This is a genomic window from Paenarthrobacter sp. NPDC058040, from assembly GCF_042885775.1.
Taxonomy (GTDB): Bacteria; Actinomycetota; Actinomycetes; order Actinomycetales; family Micrococcaceae; genus Arthrobacter.
Map to the genome: position 1 here is coordinate 35,776 of NZ_JBHVRN010000011.1, position 15,184 is coordinate 50,959.

Sequence of the window (15,184 nt, forward strand, 5' to 3'; positions counted from 1 at the left end):
CGGAGTATCCAACGTGTCCGCCCTGCGCTCACGGGAGCAGGCCTGGCGCTCCCGGGCCTGGCTTCACACGGGCCCATCAGGGGACGTGTCCACCGGATCTCCCGCGCTCATCGAACCCGGCCCGCCTAGCCCACCCACGCGAATGCCATTGTCCGCGAGGAACTCACGGGATCGGCCTATCTGGCGGTCGGCAGAGAAGGCATACCACCGTTCGAGCAGGTTCTCACTGCGGACTATGTCGCGGAACCGGAAGAAGGCGCCTTTTCCTTGTATCGCCCGCTCCAGCCGCTCCCGAAGGGCCCCATCACGCTGCCGTTCCGTGAAAGCCGCCATGTCCTGCCAGCCGTCCCGCGAACCGGTGGTGTCGAGCCGAAGCCAACGATCCGGTTCCCCATCCACGTCAATGACGGCGTCGTCGCCGACCAACAGCGGGTCGGCGGCGCCGTCGTCGTACACCTGCCCCGTGTACAGATCGAGGTAACCACCGCTCGACAGCTCGGGATCCCCTTCCAAGACGCTCGTAACCATTTCCAGGTCGACCGGCACCATCCTGCCAGTCAGCGGCACGCGGCGCAGAGCGCACGTCAGGTCATCAGCGAGGAGCCCATCACCATCGCCGCCACGCCACCTCAGCCGGTTGATGACCTGGAGTGCAACCGGTTCAGCCTTGTGACGCCGCTGCTCGAGAGCCAGCGGTATGCCAAGCCCCACTTGTTGCAGCTCGTCATCGATGTCGTGTCCCATCACCTCAGTGAGGAAGCGATCAGCGTCCCCGGCCGCGATAGCTTGCCGTAGCCGGGGAAGGTCCAGGCCAGGCACCTGCATTTGCTCGGGCCATAGGCCACGCAGCATCGGGTGCGGATGACTCGGTTTACCCGGCACCCGGCCCTCTCCGTCGTCGGCAGCCCACCGGCGCCCATACTGGTCCGGTATACCGCCCCAGCCCCAGTAGGGCAGTGGAACTTCAGGGCGGATGCCCAGTACCTCCAGGGGGTCGACTTTCTCTTCCCCGACCACACATCGGTGTGTCCACATGTCACCGAAGTCGAAAGTGAACTGGAACTCAGAGCCGGCACCCACCGATTTTGCGACTTTGGCAACCGTGATGTCGATTGGCGCCGTGATCGCCCCGCCGATCGATCCGGCTATCTCAGCTCCCGTCTCTACATCGGAGATGACCCGGCCGTCCGCCAGGGTGAACATTGAAAGATGGGAGCGGTCCCATCTGGCGAAGGAACTATTGATGGCGTTGGCGAGATCCATGAAAGTGTGCGACGGCCCTACTGCGAAGATGCGGCCTGGCCACGGCCAAAGCTCTTCGCGACGACCCCCGAGTAGTTCCACCGTCACCGACAACCACGTACGTGCCATATCTACAGGATGGCACGGGCCGAGCGCGAGCACCTCAATCGCTCCGGGGCGATCCGCGGCGCCCTGACGACTTGGTCCCACACGGTGTGGACGTCCGCCGTTCCGAACAAACTTGGAGGTGCTCGTCCATCACGGCAAAGCGCCGGCTGGAATCCCAACCGGCGCCTTGGTCATGCCCTTGGTCGCCTCGCCCCGCCGAGTTCGGAGGCGCAAACCCGCAAGGGAACTGTTGGCAGTTCTACCCTGCGTGCTTGCCGTGGTCGACCCGGGACTCGACGCCCTGCAGGAGCAGCAAGGCCATGCGCTCCTGCTCGCGGCGTTCGCGCTTGAGTTCCTTGCGCAGCGCCTTCAACTCATCGGCAGTGCGGGCCTGCTGCTCCGCAACGGACTGCTGGTCACGGAGACGCGCCTGGAGCTCAACATTGGCCCGGCTGAGCTGGAGCTGCTGTTCAGCCAGGACATACTGCGTCCTGGACAGTTGTTCCTGGAGTTCCTTGACGTCGGACGCGGCGTGGGGCCGTTCCTGCGTGAGGATCCTGGCGAATTCGAGGTCGAGGTCCTCGGACGACCGCTCGGCAGGACGCTGCCTGCCCGCATCCAGGGGAGCTCCGGCACCCAGCCGCGTTCCGGCGTCGTGCGCCTGGTCCGGACCGGACGGGACCGGCACCGCGTCCAGGGACGTCGTGTCCAGCGACATCGCGGCCTCCCCCGAGGCGGTGGCGATGAGTTCTTTCTCCGGTGCCGCATCAACGGTCCGGCGAAGCGGGCGTTCCTTGATGAGCAGCACTGCAAGGAGCGCGACCACGCTGATCACGGCAGAGATCATGAAGATCTGGGCAGTAGCGTCACCGTAGGCGGCGCGCATGATGTCGCGGATCGGTGCGGGCATGTCTCCGAGGTCCATGCTGGCGCCGGAGGATCCCCCCTGAACGGGAATCCCGGCCGCTGCCAGGCCTTCCACAGCGAGGTCCTTGACGTGGTTGGACATGATGGCGCCGAGGACGGAAACGCCGATCGCGCCACCCACCGAGCGGAAGAACGCCACGGAGGCGCTGGCCGTTCCGATGTCCTTTGCCTGCACGGTGTTCTGCACTGCGAGAACCAGGTTCTGCATCAGCATGCCCAGGCCGAGGCCGAACACGCCGGTGTAAATGGCCACGACCCACAGTTCGGTGGTGTGGTCCATGGTGCCTGCGAAGGCGAGTCCGCCGATCAGCAGGACCGAACCCGCGATCAGGAACCTCTTCCACTTGCCGAAGCGGCTGATCAGGACACCAGAGGCGACAGAGCCAACCAGGTTTCCAGCAATCATCGGCAGCGTCAGCAGGCCGGCCTCGGTAGGCGAGGCACCCCGGGAGACCTGGAAGTACTGGCCGAGGAAGGTGGAGGAACCGAACATCGCGATACCAACGGCAACGGAAGCCAGGATGGCCAATGCCGTGGTGCGCTCCGAGATGATCTTCAGGGGAATGATCGGCTGGGAAACCTTGGTCTCGACGAACACCAGGAGCGCCAGGAGGGCCACACCGCCGCCCACCATGAGGGCGGACTGCCAGGACACCCAGTCGTAGTACTCGGGGTTGCCGGCGAAGGAAACCCAGATCAGGAGCAAGCTGACGCCCGAGGTCAGCAGGATGGAACCGAGCCAGTCGATCTTGGCCGGACGCTTGATGTGCTGGATCTTCAGGGTGATCTGGAGCAGGATGAGCGCGATCACGGCCAACGGAACGCAAACGAAGAACGTCCAGCGCCAGCCAAGCGGGCTGTCCACGATGAAGCCACCCAGCAACGGGCCACCTGCGGTACCAACGGCCATGACAGCACCCATGTAACCGGAGTACTTACCGCGGTCCCGCGGCGGAATCATGGAGCCGATGATGGCCTGTGCCAGCGCGGTGAGCCCACCCATGGCCACGCCTTGGATCACGCGGGCGGTCAGCAGCAGCGGAATCGATTCGGAGAGGCCGGCCATGACCGAGCCTGCGACGAAGATGATGATGCTGAGCTGGACAAGGAGCTTCTTGTCGAACAGGTCCGCAAGCTTGCCCCAGATGGGGGTAGTGGCAGCATTGGCGAGCAGCGCCGCGGTGATGACCCAGGCGAAGTCGGTCTGCGTGCCCTTGAGCTCGGACATGATGGTGGGGAGCGCGTTCGCCACGATGGTGCTGCTCAGGATCGCAGTGAAGAACGCTGCGAGGAGCCCGGTCAGGGCTTCCATGATTTGGCGGTGGGTCATGGGCGCTGCGGCGCCCACCTGCCCTGCCGCCGGGGTCTGGACTGCTGGTTTGGCCATGCGTGGCTCCTAAACTGTGAGTTTCGTCGTTGTGGAACCGGCCGCCGTTGCCCGGATTGAGTCTTTGAGGGATGCGCTGAGTTTCTGCAGCACGTGCGATGCTTCCAAGGCATCTTCTTCGCTCCAGTCAGCGAGGTAATCCCGCAACCGGACACTCCGCTGCTCTTCGAATTCGCGCAGCTTGGCGGCACCGCTCTCAGTCAACGCGAGGAGCTGGGCCCTGCCATCCGCGGGATCGGGCCGCCGCATCACGAAGCCCAAGTCCTCCAACTCCGCGACGTGGCGGCTCAGGACCGGCGCGCTCACGCCGAGCTTGGCCGCCAGATGCGTAGCGCGGGTCTCCCCCTCGCCAATAAACCGCATCACGCCCTGGACGGCCATTCCGACGTCGGGAACGCGGGCCAGGTGGGCGGTCACCACACAGCGCAGAGTCCGCTGCAGGTCAAAAATTTGATGCACAAGATCAGTCGCCGTGGCTGAACCAACGGACATGGAAAACACCCCTTTTTTGTTTGCCTAAAGCAACCATACAGCAAAATGATTGCTTTGGGAAACTAAAGAAGGTTCCTAGGCTGTCTCCCGGGTCAGCTCCCGGGCCACCGAAATCACCTCGTCCACGCGCCGAGGCCTGCTGACACCCGGCGGAACCACGGCCACGAGCTTGTTCTCCGGCAACTTGTCCTCGATAGGAACCAGCGCCACACGGGCTCCCGTATAGAGGGACTCAATGCCAGGCCACACATTCGTCACCGAGTAGGCGCGGCCGCTCGCCACGATGCCGCGGATGGTCTGGGCCACCACGCTCCTCCACCGCACCTTGGGCTCGATGCCGGCGGAATGGAACATGGCAATCACCCGCTCCGCACTGGGCGGGACATCGAACAGGACCACATCCTCCTCGGCGAGGTCGGCGAAGCTCAGCGATTTCCTGTTTGCCAGCGGGTGGTCCGCAGCCAGCATGAACTGCGGGCGGGATGCCGCTACGTTCAGGATTTCGACGCCGGGAACCGCCTGCAGCGAGTAGATGAAGGCAACGTCCAACTCGCCCTCGCCCACCGCGCGCTGCAGGTCTTCGGCGTTGCCTTCCACGAAGTCGAGTTCCACCTCGGGCCACGTGGCGGCGAAAACCCGAATGAGCTCTGGAATCAACCGCGGCGAGATCGCGATCATGCAACCGATGGACACGCGCCCGCGCATGTCCTCATGCGATCCCTGGAGGGCACCCCGCAATTCCGCCGTCTCCCGCAGGATGCGCCGGGCGCGGACACCCAGTTCCACGCCGGCCGGAGTGGGTTCAACGCGTTTGGCCCGGGTGCGGATCAGGAGATCCAGGCCGAGGCTCTTCTCCAGCTGGGCAATGGCCATGGAGGCCGCTGCCTGTGAAATGTTGCTCTCGCTCGCGGCGCGTGTCAACGATCCATGGTCCAGGACCGCAACGAAGTATTCCAGCTGCCGAAGCGTGAACTCACCCATCAGTTCTCCTTATGAACTTCTTAGAATTGATTGATTATACAAGTGACGTGGCGCGGACCACACTGGAAGAAAGCCAATCCGAACGAGGAGAACCATGACGCCGACGTCATCCCTGAAGCCGCACATCGTCACGCTGGGAACAGCAGGCGGACCACGGTGGTGGGCCGCTGCCGACTCCGGCGAGCGCACGGGAATCGCCACGGCAGTGGTGGTTGGGGATGCCTTCTACCTGGTGGACTTTGGACAGGGCGCGGGTCGTCGACTCAGCCAGTCGGGCCTGCAACTGAAGGACCTGCGTGCACTCTTCATCACGCACCTCCACTCGGACCACGTCTACGATCTCGCCGGACTCGGCATCTTCGGGCTCTACGCTTTGACCGAGCGCACGGAGAACCCGGTCCGCATCATTGGACCCGGCAACCGGGGCGAGCTTCCCGCGGTGTCGCCGCGCGCCGTCGTCGAACCCCAACCGCTCGCGCCGGAGAACCCGACGCCGGGCACGCGCCAGATGTTCGAGCAGCTCATGAAAGCCCACGCGACGGACCTCAACGACCGCATCCTGGACAGCCTCCGGCCCAGCCCGCTGGACATCTTCCACGCTGAGGACATCCAGATTCCGGCGGAGTCCGGCTACCACCCGAACAACAACCCGACGCCGGACATGGAACCGTTCGAGGTATACCGCGACGAGCTGGTGACCGTGACGGCAATCCTGGTGGAACACCCTCCCGTAGCGCCCGCATTCGCTTTCCGCTTCGATACCGCCGAGGGCTCCGTAACGATCTCCGGTGACACGGCCTACACGCAGAACATGATCACTCTGGCCCAGGACACAGACCTTTTGCTCCACGAAGCCATCGACTTCGCCTGGGTGGAGTCCCTCTACGCGGATAAGACGGATGAGTCCAGCAGGGCCTCCCGGGACCATCACTACAAGTCCCACACCAGCGTCCGTGAGGCCGCCAAACTGGCGGAAGTGGCCGGCGTCGGGCATCTGGCCCTGCACCACCTGGTGCCCGGTTCTGCCTCGGAATCCGTGTGGCAGGAAGCCGGGGAGCACTTCAGCGGCATCTTCACCGTTCCCAACGACCTCGACACCATTCCGTTCGCCCGTCAGCGCTGACGAGCCAGAACCCAACCTGAGGAAGCACATGAGCACAGCACCAACAGCCCCGGAAACCGGCGCTGTCACCACGGCGGGCACGTCCCTGAACACCAAGGACATGCGACGCATCCTGGCCTCCAGCTTTGTTGGCAGCGCTATTGAGTACTACGACTTCGTCCTCTACGCCACGGCGGCAAGCCTGGTCTTCAACAAGGTCTTTTTCGCCAACCTTGGCCCGGGCTTCGACCTGTTCGCCTCGTTCGTGACGCTCGCGGTGGGATACATTGCCCGCCCGCTGGGTGGCCTGATCTTCGGGCACTTCGGCGACCGCCTGGGCCGGAAGAAAATGCTGGTCCTGTCCATGCTGATCATGGGCCTTGGCACCACGGCCATCGGCCTGCTTCCCGCAACTGCACAGATAGGCATGGCTGCGCCCTTGGCCCTGGTTATCCTCCGGCTGGTCCAGGGCGTCGCGGTTGGCGGCGAGTGGGGCGGAGCTGCCCTCATGGCCATCGAGCACGCTCCCAAGAAGCACCGCGGATTCGCTGCCGCTTTCGCGAACGCCGGCGGACCGGCAGGTGCCATCCTCGGAACGCTGGCACTGTCACTCTTCGCTGCGGTCTCCGGAAAGGATTTCCTCGTTTGGGGTTGGCGCGTGCCGTTCCTGCTGAGTGCGTTGCTGATTGTGGTGGGCCTGGTGATCCGGCTGAAGGTGGCCGAGACACCCGCATTCCAGCGCCTCGAAGCTGCCGGAGAGAAACGCCGCGTGCCGCTGCTGGATGTCCTCAAGAACAACCCCAGGGCTGTCGTGCTGGGCCTCCTGGCCACCACCTCGTTCTATGTGTGCCAGTCGATGACCACGGTGTGGGGTGTTTCGGTGGCCGTTGAGAGCGGTGCCGACAAGAATGGCGTCCTGAACATCAAGGCCGTCGCTGCGCTCCTGACCCTGGTGATCTGCTTCTACTCGGCCCGCCTCAGCGACCGCATCGGCCGGCGTCGTGTCCTCATCGGCGCATCGCTCATGGGTGCCGTGCTCGTCTACCCGATCCTGGTACTGATGACCAATGGTGAACTGTGGGGCTTCGCCCTGGCGATCATCCTGGGCAACGGGCTGGTGCAAGGCTTCCTCTACGGACCGATCGCCGCTTATGTAGCCGAGCAGTTCCCCACCCGCAACCGCTACACCGGCGCGTCCTTGGCTTACCAGGGAGCGTCGATGATCGGCGCAGGATTCACCCCCATGATCGTTGCCGGCCTGAGCCTCGCCGCCGGCGGTGGCCTGTGGCTGATCGCCATCTTCTGGATCGTGGCGCTCCTGGCCTCGGCCGTTGCCGTGAAGGCCACGCCGGAAGGTACCCGGCGCGACCTCGACTGACTTGTGTGGCCCGCTGAACGCCCTGTTTCCCCCTTCTGAGGCGTAGAGCGGGCCCCGCAACGCAGAACAGCCCCCGCATGGTGCTCCATGCGGGGGCTGTCTTGCGTGGTGTTAGTCGTCCAAGTGCGTGGGACCGAACATCTTAAGCAGCGTTTCAACCACGACGACGTTGGGGCCGTCCGCGGCGAAGGACGCCTTGAGCGCGTCCCCCACTTCCTCCGGGTCGACTCGAACGGCCGGGACGCCGAAGGACTCGGCGAGCTTGACGAAGTCCGGACGCGCGAGCTCGGTGGCCGTGGCCTTGCCGAAGGCACCCACCATGTATTCGCGAAGGATGCCATAGCCGCCGTCGTCCACGATCAGCCAGGTGACCGGAATGTTGTGCTGCTTGGCGGTGGCAAGTTCCGAGATGGAGTACATGGAGGAACCGTCACCGGAAACTGCCAGCACGCGTCCGGGCTTTCCGGTGGTTTCCAGGCCCACGGCGCCGCCGATCGCTGCCGGGAAACCATAGCCAAGGCCACCCGCGCCCTGGGCGGAGTGGAACTGGCCGTCACGGGCGTCCCAGCAGCTCCAACCCCAGTACGCGGAAATGGTCATGTCCCAGAAGGTCTGCATATCCGCCGGAACGGCCTCGCGGATGTCCGCCATGAACTTGAGTTCCTTGCCCAGGTCCTGCGATTCCAGGCGGGCCTTGACCTTTGCCAGCGAATCCTTGACCAAGGCCTCGGGGCTGGTGCCATGCCAGTCACGCTGTGTTGCGTCAGCGGCTCCGGCTTCGGTGAGGGCCTCGTCCAGTGCCGCGAGAGCCTGCCCGGCGTCGGCACGGATGCCCAGGCCGGGTCGGTTGGACTCCAAGACCCGGGGCTCGGCGTCGATCTGGATGATCCGGCCGCGGGGTGCGAACGTGAAGTAGTTGGAGGTCACTTCACCCAGGGACGAGCCGATGACGATCAGGACGTCCGCGTCCTCGAGGACATCGGTCATGTACCTGTCCTCGATCCAGGACTGCAGGGCCAGCTCATGGTTCCACGGGAACGCACCGTTGCCGCCCGGCGTGCAGATGACCGGAGCCCGCAGCTGCTCGGCGATGGAGAGCAGCGACTTCTCTGCCCGGCCACGACGCGTACCGCCGCCTGCGATGATCGCCGGACGCTCCGCCGTCGAGAGCCACTTCACGGCCTCGCGGATCAATTCCACGCGCGGCGGGTTGTCGAAAGCCTCGGCGAGGGCGTCTTCAACGGGAGGGACCACGATCGGATCCAGCAGCACGTTCTGCGGAATCTCGATCCAGACCGGGCCCTGCGGGGAGGAAATCGCTTCCGTCCAGGCATCCTGGATGGCCGACGGAATGCCCGAGGCATGCTGGATCAGCCGCTGGCTCTTGGTGACGTTCGCGGCCGAAGCTTTCTGGTCATCGAGCTGGTGGAGCATGCCCTTTCGGCGTGCGCCCAGGCCCTCCAGAGGGATCTGGCTCGCCACAACCACCATCGGGACACCCGTGGCGTAGGCCTCCTGCAAACCGGCCAGCGATGTCAACGCACCCGGGCCAGTGGACAAGAAGAGGACACCGACTTCGCCCGTGGCACGCGAATAGCCATCAGCTGCAAAAGCCGAGTTGTTCTCCACGCGCGAGGAAACGAAGTGCAGGTTGCCGCGGCCCATCGCATCGAACAGGCCAAGGGCGTGTTGGCCAGGAATACCAAAAACCGTCTTGGCACCGAGCGCTTCAAGGGTTTCGACCACGAGGTCCCCGCCGTTACGCTGGCCGGTCTCCTTGGTGGGAGCAGCCGTGCCCGGATCAAAGTCGATCATCGCCGCGTGGCCTTCGCGAGTTCTTCCATGCGTGCCCCGAGCGCCTGCTGGGCGTAGCCGTTCGGAGCACCGTGACGGTCCCCTTCCACGGCGTTGTCCGCCATGAGGGTCACCAGCTCGTAGGCGACGTGGCTGCCGGCAACACCGGTGATTTCGGCGTGGTCGTAGGCCGGAGCAACTTCCACAACATCGGCACCCACGAGGTTCATGCCACGGAATCCACGGATGATTTCCAGCAGTTCACGGCTGGTGATGCCGCCGGCCTCCGGCGTTCCCGTGCCCGGTGCGTGCGCCGGATCCAGAACGTCGATGTCCACGGAGATGTACAGCGGGCGGTTGCCGATACGGTCCCGGATCTTGGCCACGGTCTCAAGCACGCCCTGGTAGTAAACGTCCGCAGAGGTGACGATGCCGAATCCGAAACGGTGGTCGTCGTCGAGGTCCTTCTTGCCGTACAGCGGACCGCGTGTACCCACGTGGCTGATGGCCTCGGTGTCCAGGATTCCTTCTTCGACGGCCCGGCGGAACGGGGTTCCGTGCGTGTATTCGGCGCCGAAGTACGTGTCCCAGGTGTCAAGGTGTGCGTCGAAGTGCAACATGGCGATGGGCTCGCCGGCACGTTCGGCGGCAGCCCGCAACAGCGGAAGCGCGATCGTGTGGTCACCACCGAGGGTAACCAGCTTGCTGCCGTTGGCAGTGAGGTCCAGGGCGTTCTGCTGAATGGTTTCGATGGCCTCGTTGATGTTGAACGGGTTCACGGCCATGTCGCCAGCGTCGGCAACTTGGATGTTCTCGAACGGGCTAACGTCCCACGCGGGGTTGTACGGGCGCAGCAAACGGCTGGCCTCACGCACATGGTTGGCGCCGAAGCGCGCGCCGGGACGGTAGGAAACACCGGAGTCGAAAGGCACGCCGACAACAGTGACGTCGGCCTTGGACACCTGGTCGAGGCGGGGCAGGCGGGCGTAAGTGGCCGCACCGGCATAGCGCGGGATGCGGGAGGAATCGATGGGGCCGAGGTTGCCGTTGGCCTCGATGCGGAGCTCTTCCAAAGTTGCGCAACTCCTTAAGTAGATGGCTGCTGTGACACCCATCATACACTCAAAGTTGCCTAATAAGCATCACCTGTTTACAACTCAACCATGAGGATCGCGGCTGACTGAGATGCCGATCACACGAGGCGTAAAGATTCCATAAAAACCGGTCTTAACAGGCAATTCCCAGCAATACGCTCCATCTCGGGAGCAGCACGGTGCTGCGCGAAAGGACCACGTGACGACGCTGACCAGGCCACCGGCCGATCCCGCCGACCGGCGCAAGGAAGCCTTCCACCTCAAGTCCTGGCTGCTTGAAGGCATGCCGGACACGTCGGGCAAACGGCAGGGTCCGCACGGCCAGCCCGCCGAGTCGCACAAGCCGCAGGCCTGGTGGAAGGTCATGTGCCTTACGGGCCTGGACTACTTCTCCACTCTCGGATACCAGCCCGCCATCGCCGCCCTGGCCGCTGGCCTGCTCTCACCCCTGGCTACCCTTCTCCTGGTCGTTGCCACGCTTGCCGGTGCCTTGCCTGTCTACCGCCGCGTGGCCAAGGAAAGCCCTCGCGGCGAAGGCTCAATCGCCATGCTGGAACGCCTGCTCCCCCGCTGGGGCGGCAAGCTCTTTGTCCTCGCGCTCCTCGGATTTGCCGCGACGGACTTCATGATCACCATTACGTTGTCCGCCGCGGACGCCACGGCACACCTCATCGAGAACCCGTTTGCTCCGGAGTTCCTTGAGGGCCAGCACGTGGTGATCACGCTGGCGCTCATCGCCGGACTGGGCATCGTGTTCCTCCGCGGATTCCGCGAAGCCATCAACGTTGCCGTCGTGCTCGTGGCTGCCTTTTTGGCGTTGAACCTGGTGGTGGTCTTCGTTTCCATCAGCCATCTGTTCACCGAATCCCACGTGGTCACCGATTGGTGGAGCGCCCTGACCACCTCCCACGGGGATCCATTAATGATGATCGGGCTGGCCCTGCTGGTCTTCCCGCGTTTGGCGTTGGGCCTGTCCGGTTTCGAAACCGGCGTGGCCGTCATGCCGCAGATCAAGGGCCGTTCCACGGACACCGATGCCAACCCTGCGGGCAGGATCAAGGGCGCCCACCGCCTGCTGACCACGGCCGCGATCATCATGAGTTCGTTCCTGATCACTTCCAGTTTCACCACGGTGATGCTGATTCCCGCAGCCGAATTCGAGTCCGGCGGCAAGGCCGAGGGGCGCGCTTTGGCCTACCTGGCCCACAAGTTCCTTGGCGACGGCTTCGGAACCATCTATGACATCAGCACTATTGCCATCCTCTGGTTCGCCGGCGCCTCAGCCATGGCCGGGCTGCTGAACCTCGTCCCGCGCTACCTTCCGCGTTACGGCATGGCTCCCGCCTGGGCCCGGGCACTGCGCCCCTTGGTCCTCGTCTTCACCGTCATCGCCTTCGCAGTGACCGTCATTTTCCAAGCCGACGTCAATGCCCAGGGCGGCGCCTATGCCACGGGCGTGCTGGTGTTGATTACCTCAGCCTCCATCGCCGTAACCCTGTCCGCGCGGGGCAAGAAGCAACGTGCACAGTTCATTGGCTTCGGCATCGTGTCGCTCGTCTTCGTGTACACCACGGTGGTCAACTCGATCGAGCGCCCGGACGGCCTCAAGATCGCTGCCTTGTTCATCCTGGGCATCATGGTGGTCAGCTTCATTTCCCGTATCCGCCGCGCGTTCGAGCTGCGCGCCACCCACATCAAGATGGATGAGAAGGCACTCGAATTCACCGCCAACAACACCGATGGCCCCGTGCGCATCATCGCCCACGAGCCCAAGCGCCTCAGCGCAGACCGGTACCAGGAGAAACTCGAACACGCCCAGCAAGCGAACCACTTGCCCAAGGACTGCGGCGCCCTTTTCATCGAGATCATCGTGGACGACAGCTCGGACTTCGAACAGGAACTACAGGTAGTGGGCAAGGAACGCCACGGCTTCAAGATCCTGGAAGTCCACAGCAACAACGTGCCCAACACCCTGGCCGCGGTACTGCTCCATATCCGCGATGTCACGGGCTTCATGCCGCACATCTACTTCCGCTGGACCGAGGGCAACCCGATCTCAAACCTGAGCAAGTTCCTGTTCTTCGGCGAGGGTGAAATCGCGCCCGTGACCCGCGAGGTCCTGCGGGAAGCCGAACCGGACATCACCAGGCGCCCCTGGGTCCACGTGGGCTAACCCGCGGAAAACTACCGGCTCGCCGCGGGCACCAGGACCCACAGCACCTCGACCGTCTCATCGGTGGGGTTGATCCAGGTATGGGGCTCGCGGCCCGGGAAGGAAAGCGTGTCCCCTTCCTCAAGGTCGTACTCCTCATTGGTCAGGATCAGTTTGATCCTGCCCTTCACCACGTGGAGCACATCAACGTCGCAGTCCACCGCGTAGAGCTCGTTCTCGCCACGCCCCCGGGGCTCAATGGTCGCCTGCAGGATCTGGAGCCTTCGCTCGGAACGCGCCGTGAGCAGCCGCTCCACAATGCCCTGGCCGCCCAGGGAAATGCGCGGCCCGTCATCGCGTCGGGTCAGGTGGGTCTCCGGCGCCGCGAAGAGATCCCCGACAGACACCGAGAGCACTTGGCACAGCGTCACGAGCGAGGCCACCGATGGTGAAGTAAGGTCCCGCTCCACCCTGCTGAGGAAGCCCTTGGTCAGTCCCGTAGCGTCTGCAACCTGCTCAATGGTGAGCCGCTGCGCCTGCCGGGCTGCGCGGATTCTGGAACCGATGGCAACAGGAACATTGCTGGGTTCAACGGGTAGAGCCTTCATTCACAAAACCTTTCAGGCCCGTCCGTGAGGCCCTGTCATTGGAGCCAATAGTAGCCGGACAGCAACGGCAAAGAGTCAGAATCCGCGGAACCATGACCAAAGCACCTTGACTGTTACTCCCATCACAACATATCCTCATAGGCAACAAGTGTTGTCTGTGAGGCACACAACACACGTCCAAACCTCCGTTCGTCAGCACAGAGACTTCGACGCCCTGCAGGAGTATCGTCGAATACCCCAACCTCCGTGCATCAGCTCCAAGGAGCCACTCATGGACTCTTCGTTCATCAACATCGCCATTGTGGTGGTGTATTTGCTTGCCATGCTGGCGTTCGGTTGGTGGGGCAAGTCCCGCACCAAGAACAACAGCGACTTCCTGGTGGCCGGCCGCCGCCTGGGACCGTTCCTCTACACCGGCACCATGGCCGCAGTCGTCCTGGGTGGCGCATCCACCGTCGGCGGCGTCGGCCTGGGCTACAAATTCGGTATCTCCGGCATGTGGCTCGTGGTGGCCATCGGTTCGGGTGTGTTGCTGCTTAGCCTCCTGTTTGCCGGAACCATCCAGAAGCTCAAGATCTACACCGTGTCCCAGATGCTGACCCTGCGCTACGGCAGCAAGGCGACCCAGACTTCCGGCATCGTCATGCTCGCCTACACGCTGATGCTCTGCGCCACCTCCACCGGTGCCTACGCAACGATTTTCGTGGTCCTCTTCGGCTGGGAGCGCTGGCTGGCAATCGCCATCGGCGGCGCAATCGTCCTCGTGTACTCGACCATCGGCGGGATGTGGTCAATCACCCTGGCTGACCAGGTGCAGTTCGTCATCAAGACGGTGGGCATCTTCTTCCTCATGCTGCCCTTCGCCATGAATGCCGCTGGTGGCCTGGATGGAATCCGCGAGCGCGTCGACGCCAGCTTCTTCCAGATCGATGGCATCGGAATCCAGACGATCATCACCTACTTCGTGGTCTACACACTCGGCCTGCTGATCGGCCAGGACATCTGGCAGCGCGTCTTCACGGCCAAAACCCCCACGGTTGCACGCTGGGGCGGTGCCACGGCCGGCGTCTACTGCATCCTCTACGGTCTGGCCGGCGCCTTGATCGGCATGGCCGCAAGCGTTGCCCTGTCCGGCATTGAGATCAAGGCCAAGGACGACGTATACGCCGAAGTTGCCACGCACTTGCTCCCGATCGGCATCGGTGGCCTGGTCCTGGCCGCAGCCGTCGCAGCCATGATGTCCACCGCATCGGGCGCCCTGATCGCTGCGGCAACGGTTGCCCGTGCAGACGTTGTGCCGTTCGTGGCCAGCTGGTTCGGCAAGACCATCAACACCGACGACACCGAGAACCCGGAGCACGACGTCAAGGCCAACCGCTACTGGGTCCTGGGACTCGGCATCGTGGCGATCATCATCGCGATCAGCACCAAGGACGTCGTGGCCGCGCTGACCATTGCCTACGACATCCTGGTGGGCGGCCTCCTGGTAGCCATCATTGGCGGCTTGGTGTGGAAGCGCGGTACGGGTGTGGCAGCAGCGGCATCCATGGCCGTGGGTTCGGTAGTGACCCTCGGCACCATGATCGTCCTGGAGATCAATGCCAAGGCTCCGTTGGACGGAATCTACGCCAACGAACCGATCTACTACGGCCTGATCGCCTCTGCTGTGGTCTACGTGCTGGTCTCGCTGTTCAGCAAGCCCACCGACCCCGCAGTGATGAAAGCCTGGACGGACCGTGTTGCGGGAACCCGGGTGGCCGACCAGGAACTCACCACTCCTGCCGCCTAGGCGGTTGCAACCCAAAGCAATTCACGACGGCGGCATCACCCTTCGCGGGTGGTGCCGCCGTTTGTTTCGTCCCCAGTCACGCGTTGCGGGGCCGGGTCTGCGTGCTAAAACCGGCGCGAAGCGCGTTGAG

General features: G+C 63.9%; 11 protein-coding genes. 4 read left to right on the forward strand and 7 right to left on the reverse strand.

Annotated elements, in window-relative coordinates:
* Window positions 1-63: 63 nt before the first annotated feature.
* The 4 genes from ACFVSJ_RS16180 to ACFVSJ_RS16195 form a co-directional block, all read right to left on the reverse strand.
* Window positions 64-1,371: a UPF0158 family protein gene (locus ACFVSJ_RS16180; protein WP_387437941.1), complete on the reverse strand. Its 1,308-nt coding sequence runs from the start codon at window positions 1,369-1,371 to the stop codon at window positions 64-66.
* Window positions 1,372-1,609: 238 nt separating this feature from the next.
* The gene (locus tag ACFVSJ_RS16185; protein ID WP_387437943.1) at window positions 1,610-3,664 is read right to left on the reverse strand and encodes an MFS transporter; all 2,055 of its coding nucleotides are present in this window, start codon (window positions 3,662-3,664) and stop codon (window positions 1,610-1,612) included.
* Between the two features lie 9 nt (window positions 3,665-3,673).
* Window positions 3,674-4,156: a MarR family winged helix-turn-helix transcriptional regulator gene (locus ACFVSJ_RS16190; protein WP_387437944.1), complete on the reverse strand. Its 483-nt coding sequence runs from the start codon at window positions 4,154-4,156 to the stop codon at window positions 3,674-3,676.
* 75 nt (window positions 4,157-4,231) lie between these two features.
* Window positions 4,232-5,137 (reverse strand): LysR family transcriptional regulator, encoded by a 906-nt coding sequence (locus tag ACFVSJ_RS16195; protein ID WP_387437946.1) that lies wholly within the window; start codon window positions 5,135-5,137, stop codon window positions 4,232-4,234.
* A gap of 94 nt (window positions 5,138-5,231) precedes the next feature.
* Here ACFVSJ_RS16195 and ACFVSJ_RS16200 point away from each other — a divergent pair, with 94 nt between their 5' ends.
* Together ACFVSJ_RS16200 and ACFVSJ_RS16205 are read left to right on the forward strand one after the other, a co-directional pair.
* On the forward strand, window positions 5,232-6,260 hold the full coding sequence (locus ACFVSJ_RS16200; protein WP_387437947.1) for an MBL fold metallo-hydrolase: 1,029 nt from the start codon (window positions 5,232-5,234) through the stop codon (window positions 6,258-6,260).
* A gap of 28 nt (window positions 6,261-6,288) precedes the next feature.
* Window positions 6,289-7,617, forward strand: coding sequence for an MFS transporter (locus ACFVSJ_RS16205; protein WP_387437948.1), 1,329 nt, complete (start codon window positions 6,289-6,291; stop codon window positions 7,615-7,617).
* Window positions 7,618-7,728: 111 nt separating this feature from the next.
* Here the strand turns inward: ACFVSJ_RS16205 and ACFVSJ_RS16210 are convergent, their stop codons facing one another.
* Window positions 7,729-9,432, reverse strand: a complete 1,704-nt coding sequence (locus tag ACFVSJ_RS16210) for a thiamine pyrophosphate-binding protein (protein WP_387437950.1) — start codon at window positions 9,430-9,432, stop codon at window positions 7,729-7,731.
* A complete protein-coding gene (gene speB, locus ACFVSJ_RS16215) occupies window positions 9,429-10,484 on the reverse strand; it encodes an agmatinase (RefSeq protein ID WP_387437951.1) in 1,056 nt (351 codons plus the stop codon). The genes ACFVSJ_RS16210 and speB overlap by 4 nt, the downstream gene beginning before the upstream one ends.
* A gap of 220 nt (window positions 10,485-10,704) precedes the next feature.
* Here speB and ACFVSJ_RS16220 point away from each other — a divergent pair, with 220 nt between their 5' ends.
* Window positions 10,705-12,678, forward strand: coding sequence for an APC family permease (locus ACFVSJ_RS16220; RefSeq protein ID WP_387437952.1), 1,974 nt, complete (start codon window positions 10,705-10,707; stop codon window positions 12,676-12,678).
* Between the two features lie 11 nt (window positions 12,679-12,689).
* On the opposite strand, the gene ACFVSJ_RS16225 is transcribed toward ACFVSJ_RS16220, so the two are convergent.
* On the reverse strand, window positions 12,690-13,265 hold the full coding sequence (locus tag ACFVSJ_RS16225) for a helix-turn-helix domain-containing protein (RefSeq protein ID WP_018777077.1): 576 nt from the start codon (window positions 13,263-13,265) through the stop codon (window positions 12,690-12,692).
* 271 nt (window positions 13,266-13,536) lie between these two features.
* On the opposite strand from ACFVSJ_RS16225, the gene ACFVSJ_RS16230 reads away from it, so the two are divergent.
* Entirely contained in the window at window positions 13,537-15,054 is a 1,518-nt protein-coding gene (locus tag ACFVSJ_RS16230; RefSeq protein WP_387437955.1) for a sodium:solute symporter, read from the forward strand.
* The last annotated feature ends 130 nt before the right edge of the window (window positions 15,055-15,184 follow it).

What these genes read in the sequence shown, in the direction of transcription:
- ACFVSJ_RS16180 (WP_387437941.1), bottom strand. Translation starts at nt 1,371, where the DNA reads ATGGCACGTACGTGGTTGTCGGTGACGGTGGAACTACTCGGGGGTCGT.
- ACFVSJ_RS16185 (WP_387437943.1), bottom strand. Translation starts at nt 3,664, where the DNA reads ATGGCCAAACCAGCAGTCCAGACCCCGGCGGCAGGGCAGGTGGGCGCC.
- ACFVSJ_RS16190 (WP_387437944.1), bottom strand. Translation starts at nt 4,156, where the DNA reads ATGTCCGTTGGTTCAGCCACGGCGACTGATCTTGTGCATCAAATTTTT.
- ACFVSJ_RS16195 (WP_387437946.1), bottom strand. Translation starts at nt 5,137, where the DNA reads ATGGGTGAGTTCACGCTTCGGCAGCTGGAATACTTCGTTGCGGTCCTG.
- ACFVSJ_RS16200 (WP_387437947.1), top strand. Translation starts at nt 5,232, where the DNA reads ATGACGCCGACGTCATCCCTGAAGCCGCACATCGTCACGCTGGGAACA.
- ACFVSJ_RS16205 (WP_387437948.1), top strand. Translation starts at nt 6,289, where the DNA reads ATGAGCACAGCACCAACAGCCCCGGAAACCGGCGCTGTCACCACGGCG.
- ACFVSJ_RS16210 (WP_387437950.1), bottom strand. Translation starts at nt 9,432, where the DNA reads ATGATCGACTTTGATCCGGGCACGGCTGCTCCCACCAAGGAGACCGGC.
- ACFVSJ_RS16225 (WP_018777077.1), bottom strand. Translation starts at nt 13,265, where the DNA reads ATGAAGGCTCTACCCGTTGAACCCAGCAATGTTCCTGTTGCCATCGGT.
- ACFVSJ_RS16230 (WP_387437955.1), top strand. Translation starts at nt 13,537, where the DNA reads ATGGACTCTTCGTTCATCAACATCGCCATTGTGGTGGTGTATTTGCTT.